General features: G+C 68.8%; 11 protein-coding genes. 1 reads left to right on the top strand and 10 read right to left on the bottom strand.

The window, feature by feature from the left end; translation table 11 throughout:
- The 8 genes from PSm6_RS01355 to pqqA form a co-directional block, all read right to left on the bottom strand.
- The gene (locus tag PSm6_RS01355) at positions 1-1,680 is read right to left on the bottom strand and encodes a hybrid sensor histidine kinase/response regulator (RefSeq protein ID WP_265169314.1); all 1,680 of its coding nucleotides are present in this window, start codon (positions 1,678-1,680) and stop codon (positions 1-3) included.
- On the bottom strand, positions 1,664-2,827 hold the full coding sequence (gene ercA, locus PSm6_RS01360) for an alcohol dehydrogenase-like regulatory protein ErcA (protein WP_184487939.1): 1,164 nt from the start codon (positions 2,825-2,827) through the stop codon (positions 1,664-1,666). The genes PSm6_RS01355 and ercA overlap by 17 nt, the downstream gene beginning before the upstream one ends.
- Positions 2,828-2,968: 141 nt before the next feature.
- The gene (locus PSm6_RS01365; RefSeq protein WP_265169315.1) at positions 2,969-4,825 is read right to left on the bottom strand and encodes a S9 family peptidase; all 1,857 of its coding nucleotides are present in this window, start codon (positions 4,823-4,825) and stop codon (positions 2,969-2,971) included.
- Between the two features lie 24 nt (positions 4,826-4,849).
- Positions 4,850-6,013 (bottom strand): pyrroloquinoline quinone biosynthesis protein PqqE, encoded by a 1,164-nt coding sequence (gene pqqE, locus PSm6_RS01370; protein ID WP_265169316.1) that lies wholly within the window; start codon positions 6,011-6,013, stop codon positions 4,850-4,852.
- On the bottom strand, positions 5,985-6,263 hold the full coding sequence (gene pqqD, locus PSm6_RS01375) for a pyrroloquinoline quinone biosynthesis peptide chaperone PqqD (RefSeq protein WP_236234051.1): 279 nt from the start codon (positions 6,261-6,263) through the stop codon (positions 5,985-5,987). Before pqqD ends, pqqE begins: the two co-directional genes overlap by 29 nt.
- Positions 6,260-7,012: a pyrroloquinoline-quinone synthase PqqC gene (gene pqqC / locus PSm6_RS01380; RefSeq protein WP_265169317.1), complete on the bottom strand. Its 753-nt coding sequence runs from the start codon at positions 7,010-7,012 to the stop codon at positions 6,260-6,262. Before pqqC ends, pqqD begins: the two co-directional genes overlap by 4 nt.
- A gap of 28 nt (positions 7,013-7,040) precedes the next feature.
- Positions 7,041-7,955, bottom strand: a complete 915-nt coding sequence (gene pqqB, locus PSm6_RS01385; RefSeq protein WP_265169318.1) for a pyrroloquinoline quinone biosynthesis protein PqqB — start codon at positions 7,953-7,955, stop codon at positions 7,041-7,043.
- 44 nt (positions 7,956-7,999) lie between these two features.
- A complete protein-coding gene (pqqA, locus tag PSm6_RS01390; protein WP_003243383.1) occupies positions 8,000-8,071 on the bottom strand; it encodes a pyrroloquinoline quinone precursor peptide PqqA in 72 nt (23 codons plus the stop codon).
- A 408-nt stretch (positions 8,072-8,479) separates the two neighbouring features.
- Between pqqA and PSm6_RS01395 the strand changes: the two genes are divergently transcribed.
- Complete coding sequence (locus PSm6_RS01395; protein ID WP_265169319.1) at positions 8,480-10,432, top strand: sigma-54-dependent Fis family transcriptional regulator; 1,953 nt, start codon at positions 8,480-8,482, stop codon at positions 10,430-10,432.
- A gap of 212 nt (positions 10,433-10,644) precedes the next feature.
- Here the strand turns inward: PSm6_RS01395 and aldA are convergent, their stop codons facing one another.
- Positions 10,645-12,081, bottom strand: coding sequence for an aldehyde dehydrogenase (aldA, locus tag PSm6_RS01400; RefSeq protein WP_265169320.1), 1,437 nt, complete (start codon positions 12,079-12,081; stop codon positions 10,645-10,647).
- 59 nt (positions 12,082-12,140) lie between these two features.
- Positions 12,141-14,309 (bottom strand): PQQ-dependent dehydrogenase, methanol/ethanol family, encoded by a 2,169-nt coding sequence (locus PSm6_RS01405; RefSeq protein WP_265169321.1) that lies wholly within the window; start codon positions 14,307-14,309, stop codon positions 12,141-12,143.
- Positions 14,310-15,253: the final 944 nt, after the last annotated feature.

Consider the following 15,253-nt stretch of genomic DNA (forward strand, 5'->3'; position numbering starts at 1 on the left):
TCAGAGCAGCAACTGGCTCAACACCGCCCGCAGCTTGCCCGGCTTCACCGGCTTGTTCAGCAGCGGCGCACCCAGGGCCTGCAGGTTGCGCCGGCACTCGTCGCTGCGGTCGGCGGTGATCATCACCGCCGGAATGGCCCGGCCGAACTGCTCGCGCAACGCCTGCACCACCTCGCAGCCAGTCACGCCATGGTCCAGGTGGTAGTCGGCGAGGATCGCCTCCGGCGCCATGCCACCCAGGTTGCCCAACGCACTCTCCAGGTCGGGCGCGGTCACCACCTCGCAGCCCCACTGGCCCAGCAGCGCGGCCATGCTGTGGAGAATGCTCGCCTCGTTGTCCAGCACCAGCAGGCGCCGGCCCGGCAGCGGGTCACCGGTCTGCGGGCGCACGGGGGCGTCCTCGCGGCGCGCCGGCAGCACCTCCGCCAGCGGCACCTCGATGGAAAACACCGAACCCCGCCCCGGCTGCGAGCGCACCGCGATGGGACAACCGAGGATGCCAGCGATGCGGTCGACGATGGCCAGCCCCAGGCCTACGCCCTTGCGCTCGGCGGCGCGACCACGGTCCAACTGGTTGAACTCGAGGAAAATCGCCTGCAACTGGTCCGCCGGAATGCCCCGGCCACTGTCCCACACCTCCAGCCGCACCCGGTCGCCCCGGCGCCGGCAGCCCAGCAGCACGCGGCCGCGCTCGGTGTAGCGGCAGGCATTGCTGAGGAAGTTGCGCAGGATGCGCGTCAGCAGGCGGATATCGGTGCTCACCGCCAGCCCCTTGGGAATGCGCGCGCGCAGCTGCAACCCGGCGGACTGGGCAACGCTCTGGAACTCCGAGGCCAGCGGCGCCAGCAACTCGTCCAGGCGATAGGCGTCGATGTCCGGGCGGATCGCGCTCTGGTCCAGCTTGGAGATTTCCAGCAGGTCGGTGAGCAGGTCCTCGGCGCCTTCCAGGGCCAGGTGGGTGCGCTCCACCAGCAGTTGCTCGGCGTCGGGCAGGCTGCGCTCGCGCAGGGTCGAAACCAGCAGCCGCGCGGCGTTCAGCGGCTGCAGCAGGTCGTGGCTGGCGGCGGCCAGGTACTTGTCCTTGCTCTGGTTGGCGGCCTCGGCGGCGTCCCGCGCCTCGCGCAGCTGGCCATTGAGGGTCTGCAGCTCCAGGGTGCGCGCCGCCACCCGCTGCTCCAGCTCGTCGTTGAGGGTCTGCAGGCGCTGCTGGGCGAGGATGCGCTCGGTGATGTCGGCGACGAAGCCTTCGAACAGCCCCTCCTCGTCCGGCTTCAGCAGCAGGTTCATCAGCACGTCCACATGGCTGCCATCCTGGCGACGCAGGCGCGTCTCGTAGCCGATCAACCCCTGCTGGCGCTGCAGCTCGGCACGGATGTACACCAGCTCCGCCTCACCGCCAACGAACAGGTGGCTGGCCAGGTCGGTCAGCGACCACAGCAGTTGCTCCGGCGAGTCGTAGCCGAGCATCCGCGCCAGCGCCGGGTTGGCCGCGCGCAGGCCCTCCTGCAGGCTGGCCTGGAAGATGCCGTGCACCGCGTGCTCGAACAGCCACTTGTAGCGGTTGCGCTCGGTCTCCAGCTCCTCCAGGCGGCTCAGCAGCTCGGGGTAATGGCTCTTGCGCGCCGAGTGGCTGCCCAGCCCGAGCAGCGCCTGGCGCTGCTCCTCAGAGGGCCTCGGCATACACCACCTCGACATCCCGCTGGCTCGACTCGCGCGGGTTGGTGAGGATGCAGGGGTCCTCCATCGCATGGCGCGAAAGGAAGGGGATATCGGAGGTGGAAACGCCGTGCAGCTTCAGCGTCTCGTGGAAGCCCACCGACTGCTTGAAGGCGATCAGGTGCTCCACCAGGCGCTGGCGGATCTGGTTGTGGTTGAGCCCGCGCGGGTCGATGCCCAGGGTCTCGGCCACCATGCGGAAGCGCTCCGGCGCGGCGCTGTAGTTGAAGGCCACCACATGCTCCACCAGCGCCGCGTTGCACATGCCATGGGGCAGGTCGAGGAAGCCGCCGAGGCTGTGGGACATGGCGTGCACCGCCCCGAGAATGGCGTTGGAGAAGGCCAGCCCCGCCTGCATGCTGCCGAGCATGATCTTCTCGCGCAGGGCGATGTCGTTTGGCGTGGCGATCATCTGCACCAGGTTGCCGTTGATCAGGCGCATGGCCTCCAGCGCGTGGGTGTCGGTGAGCGGCCCGCTGCCGGTGGAAACGAAGGCCTCGATGGCGTGCACCAGCGCGTCGATGCCGGTACAGGCGGAGAGGAAGGGGTCCATGCTCAGGGTGGTTTCCGGGTCGATCAGCGACACGTCCGGCACCACCGCCTTGCTGACGATGGAGAACTTCATGCGCTCGGCCTGATTGGAGATGATCACGAACTGCGACACGTCCGCCGAGGTGCCGGCGGTGGTGGGGATAAGGATCAGCGGCGGGCTCGGCACGCGGATGGTGTCCACCCCCTCGAACTCGAGGATGCAGCGGTTGTGGGCGACCATGATGCCGATGCCCTTGGCGCAATCCATCGGGCTGCCGCCGCCCACCGCGACTATCACGTTGCAGCCCTCGCTGCGGTAGAAATCCGCCCCCAGGCGCACCTCTTCCACACGCGGGTTGGGCGAGACCTGGGTGAACAGGCAGTAGTCGATGCCCTGGGCCTGCAGGCTGGCCTCCACATCGGCGACCCAGCCGGCGGCCAGCACGCCGGGGTCGGACACCACCAGCACCTTGCGCGCACCGAAGGTGCTCGCGTAGTTGCCGACGTTATGCCGGCAGCCGGCGCCGAAGATGATTTCGGGGGACACGAATTTACGCAGTTGGCTGATGTCGTGGCGCATGAATCCGCCTGATCGTTCTTGTTATGGGATGGGAAGCAGACTACTGGAATCAGGGACGTTTTCAATCCGACCAATGGGTGCCAGCCGATTGCGAGTCGCCCGTTTCAGTGCTTGTGAACCTCCCGCCCCATCGCCATGCGATCAGAGCAGCCGCCGATAGAACCCGTACTCCGCCTCCAGTGCGTGGGCGAGGTTGGCCGCCTGGCGGAAACCGTGGCCTTCGTCGGGGTAGAGGTACACCTCCACCTCGCGGCCCCGCTGGCGCAGGGCGTCGACCATGGAACAGGTTTGCGCGGGGACGACCACGGCGTCGCGGCCGCCCTGGAAGAAGATCAGCGGCGCCTCGATGTCATCCAGGCGCTGCAGCGGGGTGCGCTGGCGGTAGCGCTCGGCGTCGAGGTCGGGGTCGCCGATCAGCCAGTCGAGGTAGTCGGCCTCGAACTTGTGGGTGACCCGGCGCAGGGCCAGCGGGTCGCTGACCCCGTAGAGGCTGGCGCCGCCACGGAAGGCGCGGCTGTCGGCCAGGGCCAGCAATGTGCTGTAGCCACCGGCGCTGCCGCCACGGATAAAGGCCCGCTCGCCGTCGATGCGCCCGTCGGCGGCCAGGTGGGCGACCGCCGCGCAGGCGTCCTCCACCTCGATGCGCCCCCACTCGCCGCGCAGGCGCTGGCGGTAGGCGCGGCCGAAGCCGCTGCTGCCCCGGTAGTTGAGGTCGAGCACGGCGAAGCCGCGCTGGGTCCAGAACTGGATGCGCGGGTCGAACTGCGGGTAGCAGGCGGATGTCGGCCCACCGTGCATGAACACCAGCAATGGCGTGCGTTCGTCGGCCGGGCCGCGCACCTCGGCATGGCGTGGCGGGTAGAAGAAGCCATGGGCGCGCTCGCCCTGGCCGCTGTCGAAGCCCAGGGGCTCGGGGCGTGACAGCTGCGCCTCGCCCAGCGGTTGCTCGCCGCCGGCCAGTACCTCGACGCGACCGTCCACGCGGTCGATGGCGATCACCGCCGGCAGCCGGTCCGGCGCCGTGGCGATGGCATAGAAATGGGCCTCGTCGGCTGCCAGGGCGCGGAAGCGGCTGAAAGCGTCGGCCAGGCGTCGCTCCCCCGCCCCGCCCTGCTCCGCCAGCACGCCGAAGCCCTGCTCGAAGCGGCTCGACAGCAACCCACCCGCCTCCAGCGGCAACCAGGTGCAGGCGCCCAGTTGCCAGGGCGCGGCGGCGTGGTCGGCCTCGGCACACCCCGCCACCGGACGCCAGCCCCGGGTGGATTCCTCCCAGGGTTGCCAGCCGGCGTGGCGGTCGCTCAGGCACAGCAAACGACCATCGGCGGCGAAGCGCGGCTGCTGCAGGGATTCGCCGCCTGCGGCACCGGCCAGCACGCGGTGCCCTTGCCAGTTGCCCCTGTCGTCGCGCTGCGCCTCGCACAGGCGGGTCTCGGTCCAGGGTTGCTCGGGGCGGTCCCATTCGATCCAGGCCAGGCGTTGGCCGGTGCCGTCCAGCACCGGGGCGGCGTAGAAGTCGGCGCCCTCGGCAATCACCGAGCGGGTGCCATCGGCCAGGGCGATGCTCACCAGGCGGTTGCGCACCGCCTCACCACCGTGACGCTCTTCCACCGCCAGCAACGCTTCGCCCTGGGCGTCGAATTGCAGGTCGCCGAAGCGGCTGCCGGGCTGCCGCGTCAGTGGCCGAGGCGCGCCGTCGACGCGCTGGAGATAAAGCTGCTGGTCCGCCTCGTTGACGAAGGCGACACCCTCGGCGGTGGGGCAGAAGGCGCCGCCGCCGTACTCGTGCACCCGGCTGCGCAGGGAGAAGCCCGCCGGTGTCAGGCAGCGCGCCTCACCGTGGCGCCACAACCAGAGGGTGGTGCGCGCGTCCGCCGGGTCGAACTGGCTCCACAGCAGGCCGTGGGCGCAGCGTTTCAGCTCGGCGAAATCGCGGCTGGCCGCTGCCGCATCGAGGGCGCTGAAGGTGCTGGGCCAGGTGCCGTAGGGGGCGATGGGCATCGGGATTCCTCCTGCGGCGAAGGCTCAGGCCTTGGCGATCAGCTGCGCATTGCCCGGGTTGCGGAACACCAGTTCGCCCATCCCCCGTGGCGCCTCCTCGGCCTGGCGGCGGGCGTCGAGGATGATGCCGTGGTGCGCCGATTTGCTGCACACCGGGTCGGCATTGGCGGCATCCCCGGTGAGCATGAAGGCCTGGCAGCGACAGCCGCCGAAGTCGCGGTCCTTCTCGTCGCAGGAGCGGCACGGCTCGGGCATCCAGGCATCGCCCCGGAAGCGGTTGAAACCGAAGGAGTCCTGCCAGATGTGGCGGATGCTGTGCTCACGCACATTGGGAAACTGCACCGGCAGCTGCCGTGCGCTGTGGCAGGGCAAGGCGGTGCCATCCGGGGTGATGTCGAGGAACAGGTTGCCCCAGCCGTTCATGCAGGCCTTGGGGCGCTCCTCGTAGTAGTCCGGGGTGACGAAGATCAGCTTGCAGGGGTGGTTCTGGGCCGCCAGCTTGTCCCGGTAGGCGTGGGTGATGGCCTCGGCGCGCTCCAGCTGCTCGCGGGTCGGCAGCAGGCCGGCGCGGTTGAGCTCGGCCCAGCCGTAGAACTGGCAGGTGGCGAGCTCGACGAAGTCCGCCTCCAGCTCCAGGCACAGGTCGATGATGCGCTCGATGTTGTCGATGTTGTGCCGGTGGGTGACGAAGTTGAGCACCATCGGGTAGCCCGCCGCCTTCACCGCCCGGGCCATGGCCAGCTTCTGGGCGAAGGCCTTGCGCGAGCCGGCCAGCAGGTTGTTCACCTCCTCGTCGGCAGCCTGGAAGCTGATCTGGATATGGTCCAGCCCCGCCTCGGCGAACTCGGCGATGCGCGCCTCGGTGAGGCCGATGCCGGAGGTGATCAGGTTGGTGTAATAGCCCATGCCGCGTGCCGCGCGGATCAGCTCGGCCAGGTCCTGGCGCACCAGCGGTTCGCCACCGGAGAAGCCCAGCTGCGCCGCCCCCAGCTCACGGGCCTGGCGGAACACCTCGATCCACTCGGCGGTGGACAGCTCCGCGCCCTGGCGGTCGAAATCCAGGGGGTTGGAGCAATACGGGCACTGCAGCGGGCAGCGATAGGTCAGTTCGGCCAGCAGCCATAAAGGTGGGCCGGGCTGGCGGGCCGTGCCAAGCGGTTCAACGCAACTCGATCCAGAACTGAGCACTGGCCACCTCCATGAACGCGAGGATGTCCTCGTCCACCCCCGGCACATCGGGGAAGCGCCCGGTGAGGTCGTCGATGATGGCGGCGACGCTGCGCTGGCCGTCGATCAGCTTGAGGATTTCGCTGGCGCTCTCGTTGAGCTTGATCATGCCTTCCGGGTAGAGCAGCACATGGCAGCCCTGGGCCGGTTCGAACTGGAAGCGGAAGCCCCGGCGCAGTTGCGGGGTCTTCGCTTGCAACACCTCGCTCATTGCCCCAGCCCCCGGTGCCAGACCCGCTCGCGGGTCACCGTGTGGTAGGGCGGGCGCTCCAGCTCGTAGGCCATGCTCATGGCGTCGAGCATGCTCCACAGCACGTCGAGCTTGAACTGCAGGATCTCCAGCATGCGCGCCTGCTGCTCCACCGTGCGGTAGTGCGCCAGGGTGATGCGCAGGCCGTGCTCCACATCGCGCCGGGCCTGGGACAGGCGCGAGCGGAAGTAGTCGTAGCCGGCCGGGTCGATCCAGGGGTAATGACTGGGCCAGGCGTCCAGCCGCGACTGGTGGATCTGCGGCGCGAAGAGTTCGGTCAGCGAGCTGCTCGCCGCCTCCTGCCAGCTGGCGCGGCGGGCGAAGTTGACGTAGGCGTCCACGGCGAAGCGCACCCCCGGCAGCACCAGCTCCTGGGACAGCACCTGCTCGCGGTCCAGCCCCACCGCCTCGGCCAGGCGCAGCCAGGCTTCGATGCCGCCCGCCTCGCCCGGTGCGCCGTCGTGGTCCTGGATGCGCTGGATCCATTCGCGGCGGGTGTCGCGGTCCGGGCAGTTGGCGAGAATCGTCGCATCCTTCAGCGGGATGCACACCTGGTAGTAGAAGCGGTTGGCCACCCACCCCTGGATCTGCTCGCGGCTGGCGCGGCCCTGGTACATGGCCACATGGAAGGGGTGGTGGATGTGGTAGTAGGCGCCCTTGGCGCGCAGTGCCTGTTCGAATTGCTCGGGACTCATGGCGGTCTGTTGCATGGACAGCTCCTTGTTATGCGCCACCGGCTCAGAGGCGAATGGCCATGCCATCGCGGGCCACTTCGATGCCGCGCGCGTCCAGTTCGGCGCGCTCGGCGGAATCGGCATCGAGGATGGGGTTGGTGTTGTTGATGTGGATGAGTACCCGGCGCTTGTCCTGAAGGCCGCCCAGCACCTCCAGCATGCCGCCGGGGCCGCTCTGCGGCAGGTGGCCCATCTCGCTGCCGAGCTTGTCGCCCACCTCGCACAGGCGCATCTCGTCGTCGCGCCAGAGCGTGCCGTCCACCAGCAGGCAGTCGGCGCGGCGCATCCAGCCCAGTAGCGCCTCGTCAACCTGGCCCAGGCCCGGCGCATAGAACAGCGAGCCGCCGGTGCGCAGGTCCTCGACGAACAGGCCGATGTTGTCGCCCGGGTGCGGGTTGCCCCGGTGCGGCGAATAGGGCGGCGCGCTGCTGCGCAGGGCGATGGCGGTGAAGCGCAGCCCCGGGCAGGCGGGAATGGTGAAGGGCTCGCCGTCCAGGGCGATGGGGTTCCAGGCCAGACCGCCGTTCCAGTGCTGCAGCATGGTGAACAGCGGGAAGCCGCTGGTCAGGTCCTGGTGGACCATCTCCGTGCACCACACCGAATGCGGGCAGCCCTCGCGCAGGGTCAGCAGGCCGGTGACGTGGTCGATCTGGCTGTCCATCAGCAGCACGGCGGCGATGGCCGTGTCGCGCAGGCGCCGGGCCGGCTGCAACGTCGGGAAGGCCTCGATCTGCGCGCGAATGTCGGGGGAGGCGTTGCACAGCACCCAGTTGACCCCGTCATCGCTCAGGGCGATGGAGGACTGGGTGCGCGCCTCGGCGTTGAGGGTGCCGGCGCGCAGGCCGGCGCAGTTGCGGCAGTTGCAGTTCCACTGCGGAAAGCCCCCGCCGGCGGCGGAGCCGAGAATCTGGATATGCATGGGAACCCCTGTCGGGAAGCCCCGGCGGACCGGGGCAAGGACGATCAGCGGTTGGCGAAGTACATGGTCACTTCGAAGCCGATGCGCAGGTCGGTATAGGCGGGTTTAGTCCACATGGGTCGTTCCTCTTCTTATGGCGCCGGAGAATTCCGGCAGGTTTGAGTTAACCACCAGGCCCGACACCCTCGAATGCTACTTTCGAACGAGTTCCGGTCCTGATTTGGTAGCGTGCGTGCGACAGCTGTGCGCCCGCCCGTTACAGCTGTCGCATTTCTGCGACGGCTGCCCACGCGCCCCACACGACACGGCCTGGCGACGAAGCGCCCTGGACCGGGCCTTGCGGCGACGACTGAAGCTTTAGGCATGTGCCTTGCTGTATCCGTGCCATCTCCGACGGATGGATAACTGCAGGCGACTGCTCTGCGGTCTATGGTTGGAGCGTCCGGCTGGGCTGCCGGTTCGACCAAAACAACAAGACGCCGAGGCGCGCCCCCAGGGGCCACCATCGGCCAACGGGAGTGCCTATGACCTTGCATGCCTCGGAGACCAGCGCCAGCGAACTCGCGGCCTTCGTCGACCACCATTTCTCCGGGCGCGGCATCCGCCCCGACGGGCTCATCGCCCAGTCCTGGTACCGCAGCGTCACCCAGCACCGCCTCAACCCGCGCGGGCGCGGCGAGAAGAACATCCTCACCGCCGCCGAGATCCGCCAGCACCAGGCCCAGCACCAGGAATACCTGGCCATCGCCAGCCAGGGCGTCACCGGCCTCGCCCGCCGTGTGGTGCAGGCCGGCTTCGCGGTGCTGCTCAGCGACGAGGACGGCATCACCCTGGATGCGCGGCTGCCCGCCGAGCGCGACCTCTACACCCAGTCCGGCCTGATCGTCGGCGCCCGCTGGGATGAATCCGTGGCCGGCACCAACGGCATCGGCACCGCCCTGGCGGCCGGCCAGGCGCTGACCATCCACCGCCAGGAACACTTCCTCACCTCCAACGCGCGGCTGAGCTGCTCGGTGTCGCCGATCTTCGACGCCCAGGGCCACCTGCGCGGCTGCCTCAACGCCACCTGCCTGAACAGCGACGGCCCCAAGGAGGCGCAGTACCTGACCCTGCAACTGGTGATCATGTACGCCCGATTGATCGAGAACGCCCACTTCCGCCAGAGCTACCGCGACCGCCTGACCCTGGCCATCAAGCCCCGCGACGACATCACCGACCTGGCCAACGAACAGCTGCTGGCCCTGGATGAACAGGGCCGGGTGATCGGCGCCAACCGCGCCGCCTTCGTCGCCTACGAAGAGGCCCAGGGCAGCGCCCTGCTCGGCCGGCGCATCGACAGCCTGCTGCCGGCCGACGTCGATGAGCTGCTCAGCCTCACCAGCGGCGGCGCCCGTGGCGTGCGCCTGCGCGCCCTGCAGGGCGAGGCGCTGGTGGACGTCGGCCTGCGCATTCCCGCCGGGCACCTGCGCCCCGCCACGCCCGCTCCGCAGGTGCGCACACCGGCCAGCGAGCACCCCAATCTGGAACGCCTGGGCGGCGGCGACCCGCAGTTGCAACAGGGCGTGCGGCGCATCCGCAAGGTGATCGACAAGGGCATCCCCATCCTCGTCACCGGCGAGACCGGCACCGGCAAGGAGGCCTTCGCCCGCGCCATCCACCAGGCCAGCGCCCGGCGTGCCGGGCCCTTCGTGGCGCTCAACTGCGCGGCGATCCCGGAGACGCTGATCGAGAGCGAACTGTTCGGCTACCGCGGCGGCAGCTTCACCGGCGCCAGCAAGAAAGGCATGAAGGGCAAGCTGGAGCTGGCCAACGGCGGCACCCTGTTCCTCGACGAGATCGGCGACATGCCCGCCCACCTGCAGACGCGCCTGCTGCGCGTGCTGGCCGAGCGCGAAATCTTCCCCCTGGGCGCCGAAGCACCAGTGCCGCTGGATGTGCAGGTGGTCTCCGCCACCCACCAGGACCTGGCCGGGATGATCCAGGCCAAGCTGTTCCGCGAGGACCTGTTCTACCGCCTCAGCGGCATGACCCTGGCCCTGCCGGCCCTGCGCGAACGCAGCGACCGCGCCGAGCTGATCGAGGCCCTGCTCGCCGCCCAACCCGGCGCCGAGGGGCTGCGCCTGGACGAGGCGGCCCGCCAGCGCCTGCTCGCCCATCCCTGGCCGGGCAATATCCGCCAGTTGCTCAACGCCCTGCGCTACGCGGTGGCCCTGGCCGAGGATGGCGTGATCGACTGCGACTGCCTGCCCGCCGAACTGCATCAGGCCGCCCTCCCCGCCACGCTCGCGCCCCGCGCCGAAGCCCCCGCCAGCCTCGCCGGCCAGCTGGGCGACGACGAGGCCCGGCACCTGCTGGCCACCCTGCGCCAGCACCGCTGGAACATCAGCGCCGCGGCCGAGGCCTCGGGCATTTCCCGCTCCACGCTGTACCGCAAGATGAAGAAGCACGGCATCGTCCAGCCCAATGAGATGTTCTGACCCGTAGGGGCGAATTCATTCGCCCAGCCTGTAGCCCGGGCTTCAGACGTAGGGTGGACCACGCTTCACCGGTCCACCCTGCGGGGTCACGGCGAACGCCCTTGGTGGATGGAAAAAGCGCCATCCACCCCCGACCGGTCTCACCCCAGGACATACAAGCGAATTCATTCGCGATCGGACGTGGCGGCGAACACCGCCGCCACGCCCGCCCCTCACTCCTGGATGTACACCACATGGGTGTGGGTGAACTCGTACAGCCCGTGCTTGCCGTCCGCACCACCGATACCGGATTTGCGCGTGCCGGCGTGGTAGCCCTGCATGGCCTCGAAGTTCTCGCGGTTGACGTAGGTCTCGCCGAAGTCGATCTCGCGGCTGGCCTTCAGCGCCGCGCCGAGGCTGCGGGTGTAGATGGATGAGGTCAGGCCGTACTCGCTGTCGTTGGCCAGGGCGATGGCTTCGTCGAGGTCGTCGACGATCTGGATCGGCAGCACCGGGCCGAAGATCTCCTTGCGCATGATCTCCATGTCCGCCTTGCAACCGGCCAGCACCGTGGGCTGGTAGTGGAAGCCCTTACCCTTGTCCGCCACCGCGCCGCCGGTGACCACCTGGGCACCCTGGCCCTGGGCGGTGCGCACCATCTGCGCGACCTTGTCGAGGCCGGCCTGGTTGATCAGCGGGCCCATGTCCAGCTCGGCGTTTTCGGAGGGGTTGCCGTAGCGGGTGGCGGCCATGGCCGAGGCGATCTTGTCGATGAAGGCATCAGCCACCTTGCGCTCCACATAGACGCGCTCGGCGCAGTTGCACACCTGCCCGGTGTTGATCACCCGCGAGGCGGTGATGGCGGTCACCGCCAGGTCCAGGTCGGCGTCGGCGAGGACGATGGCCGGGGCCTTGCCACCCAGCTCCAGGTTGAGCTTGGTGATGTTCGGCGCGGCGGCGGCCATGATCCGCGCGCCGGTGCCGACACTGCCGGTGAAGCTGATCAGGTCCACGCCCGCGTGGCTGGTGAGGCTGTGGCCGACGCTGGCGCCGCGCCCGCCGACGACGTTGAACACGCCGCTGGGCAGGTCCGTCTCGGCCACCAGGCGGGCGAATTCGTAGCAGTTGATCGGCGTTTCTTCGCTGGGCTTGATGACGATGGTGTTGCCGGTCAGCAGGGCCGGCGCCATCTTCCGGGCGATGAGGAAGAACGGGAAGTTCCACGGCAGGATGCCGGCCACCACGCCCAGCGGCTTGCGCAGCAGGAACACGTGTTCGTTGACCCGGTCGCTGGTCAGCACCTCGCCTTCCAGGCGCCGCGCCCACTCGGCCATGTAGTCCAGGTAGTCGGCGGTGAAGTTGACCTCCACCAGCGCCAGCGCCGGCACCTTGCCCTGCTCACGGGTGATGATCCGCGCCAGGCGCTCGGCATTGGCGCGCACCTTGGTGGCGATCTGGCGCAGGTAGCCGGCGCGCTCGATGGCCGGCTTGGCGGCCCAGGCCTTCTGCGCGCCACGGGCGGCGGCGATGGCGCGCTCCACCTGCTCGACGGGGGATTCCGGCACCCGCGCCAGCAGCTCGGCGTTGGCCGGGTTGTGCACCTCGATGTGCTGGTCGCTGCCGACGAAGGCGTTGGCGATGTAGTTCTGGTAGAGGGGGGTCTCGGTCATGGTCGCTCTCGCTTGCTTTCAGGGAGTGGAACGGGCGGGCATCCGGCCCGCCCGGCGGATCACTTGGCGCTGAAGCGCTTCCAGGCGTCGCCTTCCTGCTTGAGGTCATGGGCGCGCTTGATCAGGTACTGGTGGATCTGCTCGACCTCGGCGGCGTTGAACGCCTCGGCGAAGGACGGCATGCCGTCGGGCACGCGACCGCCGTAGAGAATGCCGAGGAACATCTGGTGCTTCTCGCTCGTCAGCTTGCGCAGGTCCGGCAGCACGCCGCCGCTCACCGCGTGGATGCCGTGGCACTGGGAGCAGTGGCCGTCGTAGAGCTTGGCGCCGGCCTCGACGTCCGCGGCGCTGGCGGTCAGTGGCGGCGGCTGCGGAGCGTCGGCCGGCGGTGCCGGCTCCTGCAGCTTGGCGGTGCCGCCGAGCTTGTAGGTCAGCACCTGGGAGAACGGCTGCACGCCAGCACGCAGGGACAGGGCCCCGGCGAAGGTGGAAAAGGCGCCGCCCCAGCCGGCCATGAAGGTCACGTACTGCTCGCCGTCGACGCTGTAGGTCACCGGTGCAGCCATCACGCCGCTGGCGGCGGGCTGCTCCCAGAGCTTCTTGCCGCTGTCGGCGGCGTAGGCGATCACCCGGCCATCGGCGCTGCCCTCGAACACCAGGTTGCCCGCGGTGCTCAGGGTGCCGCCGTTGAAGATGGTGACGTAGGGCACTTCCCAGACCGGCTCCTGTTTCACCGGGTCCCAGGCGATCAGCTTGCCGGACCAGGTCTTGGCCATTTCCAGCAGGCCGTCCGGGCCCTCGGGCATCATCCCGGTCTTCAGGCCCAGCTGGTACATGCTCTTGAACGGGTTGCGCTTGGGCGCATCCGGGATGTGCTCGTAGTAGGCCGACATGATGTGCGCCGGGATGTACACCAGCCCGGTGTTGGGGTTGTAGGACATCGGGTGCCAGTCATGGGCGCCCCAGAAGGCCGGGGTCACCAGGTTGCGCTTGCCGTTCTTCCAGTAGGCGGCGTTCTCCTCGTCGACGATGGGCCGGCCGGTCTTCATGTCCATGCCCTTGGTCCAGTTCTGCGGCACGATGCCCTTGGCCGAGAGCAGCTCGCCGGTGGCGCGGTCGATGACGTAGAAGAAGCCGTTCTTCGGCGCCTGCATCAGCACCTTGCGCTGCTTACCCTCGATGGGCAGCTCGGCGAGGATCATGTGCTGGGTGGCGGTGAAGTCCCAGGCGTCGCCGGGGGTGGTCTGGTAGTGCCAGGCGTATTCGCCGGTGTCGGCATTGACCGCGACGATGGAGGACAGGAACAGGTTGTCGCCCTTGGCCTGGCTGCGCCATTTCGGGTCCCACAGCGAACCGTTGCCGACGCCGATGTAGAGCAGGTTCAGCTCCGGGTCGAAGGCGAAGGAGTCCCAGGCGGTGCCACCGCCGCCCTGCTCGACGAAGGCGTCGCCGAACCAGGTCTTGCGGGCGATCTCCATGGCCTTGTCTTCCGGCGGCAGCTTGGGGTCGCCCGGCACGGTGAAGAAGCGCCAGGCCTGCTTGCCGGTCTCGGCGTCGTAGGCGGTGACATAGCCGCGCACGCCGAACTCGGCGCCGCCGTTGCCGATGATCACCTTGCCGTTCACCACGCGCGGCGCACCGGTGATGGTGTAGCTGCGCTTCTTGTCGTTGCGCGTGTCCACCGACCAGACGCGCTTGCCGGTCTTGGCGTCGATGGCCTCCAGGCGGCCGTCGAGCACGCCGACGTAGACCTTGTCCTTCCACACCGCCACGCCGCGGTTCACCGCGTCGCAGCAGGCCTCGCCGGCGCGGTTGCGGTCCGACTGCGGGTCGTACTTCCACAGCAGCTTGCCGTTGCGCGCATCCAGCGCGTAGACCACCGAGAACGGGCCGGTGGTGTACATCACCCCGTCGACCACGATGGGCGTGGCTTCCACGCCGCGGTCCAGGTCGAGCTTGTAGCTCCAGGCCAGGCCGAGCTTGCCGACGTTGTTGTCGTTGATGGTCTTCAGCGGGCTGTAGCGCTGCTCGTCGTAGGTGCGCCCGTGGCTCATCCAGTTACCGGGCTCCTGGTCGGCGGCGATGATGCGCTTGCCGTCCACGTCGGCCGCCCACGCGGCCGAGGAACAGGCCACGCCCAGGGCGATGGCGGCGATCAGGTGCTTGAAGGTCGAGGCGGCGGGCGGCGGCTCCCAGCCTCCGCTGCATTGCAGGCCAATGTGCTTCATCAGTGGGTCTCCGATTCTTATTAGGGCCGCAGCCTCGCGCCACGGTCCCAGCCCTATCGCAATGGCTGTGCCAGCGTTGCGCTGGATGGCTGCAGGGCCCGTGGCAGAAGGGTTTGGCGAGGGAGACGGCGCTAGCGTGATGAAGTTGAGACGCGGGCAACTGTCGCAGGCGCAGGACAGGCGCAGCGAGAGGTGGAACAGCTGTGTCAGGGCCTGGATGACGCGGCGAGAGCATTGCGAAACGGGCTCGCCAAGCGTCCCCGGCGAGCCCGCTTGGTGGATGAAAAAGCGCCATCCACCCTACGAATTACCGCGCCCGAACCAACCTCGGCGGTAGGCCGGAAGGTAGGGTGGATGACGCTTCACCCATCCACCATTGCAGCGTCCGGGCCCGTATGGTGATTGCCGGCCTGCAAGCAACCGTAGGTTGGCGCCGAGCGCAGCGAGGCCCAACGGAGCGATGCCCGGCCTTGCGACGTTGGGCTTCGTACCTCAGCCCAACCTACGGGGACTCCGTGTTTAACGACCAACACCGCTTGGTGGATGAAAAAGCGCCATCCACCCTACCAATCACCGTGCCCGAACCGACCTCGGCGGTAGGCCGGAATGTAGGGTGGATGACGCTTCACCCATCCACCATTGCAGCGTCCGGGCCCGTATGGTGATTGCCGGCCTGCACGCAACCGTAGGTTGGCGCCGAGCGCAGCGAGGCCCAACGGAGCGACGCCCGACCGAGCCGCAAATGCCGACCTGTGGGAGCGGCTTCAGCCGCGAAAGACCCGCCGCCAGCACCTGGCTTCGAGCGGCCGGATGCGCCATCGCGAATGAATTCGCTCCCATAAAGTGGATAACCGATGAGCAAAAAAACGGCCCCGAAGGGCCGTGGCTCGACAATCATCCGCCCGCCGGAGTGTGCAGCTTGCGCGGGGGGTGGTGGTCGACAA

Origin of the sequence: Pseudomonas solani (assembly GCF_026072635.1) — a bacterium.
Taxonomy (GTDB): Bacteria; Pseudomonadota; Gammaproteobacteria; order Pseudomonadales; family Pseudomonadaceae; genus Metapseudomonas; species Metapseudomonas solani.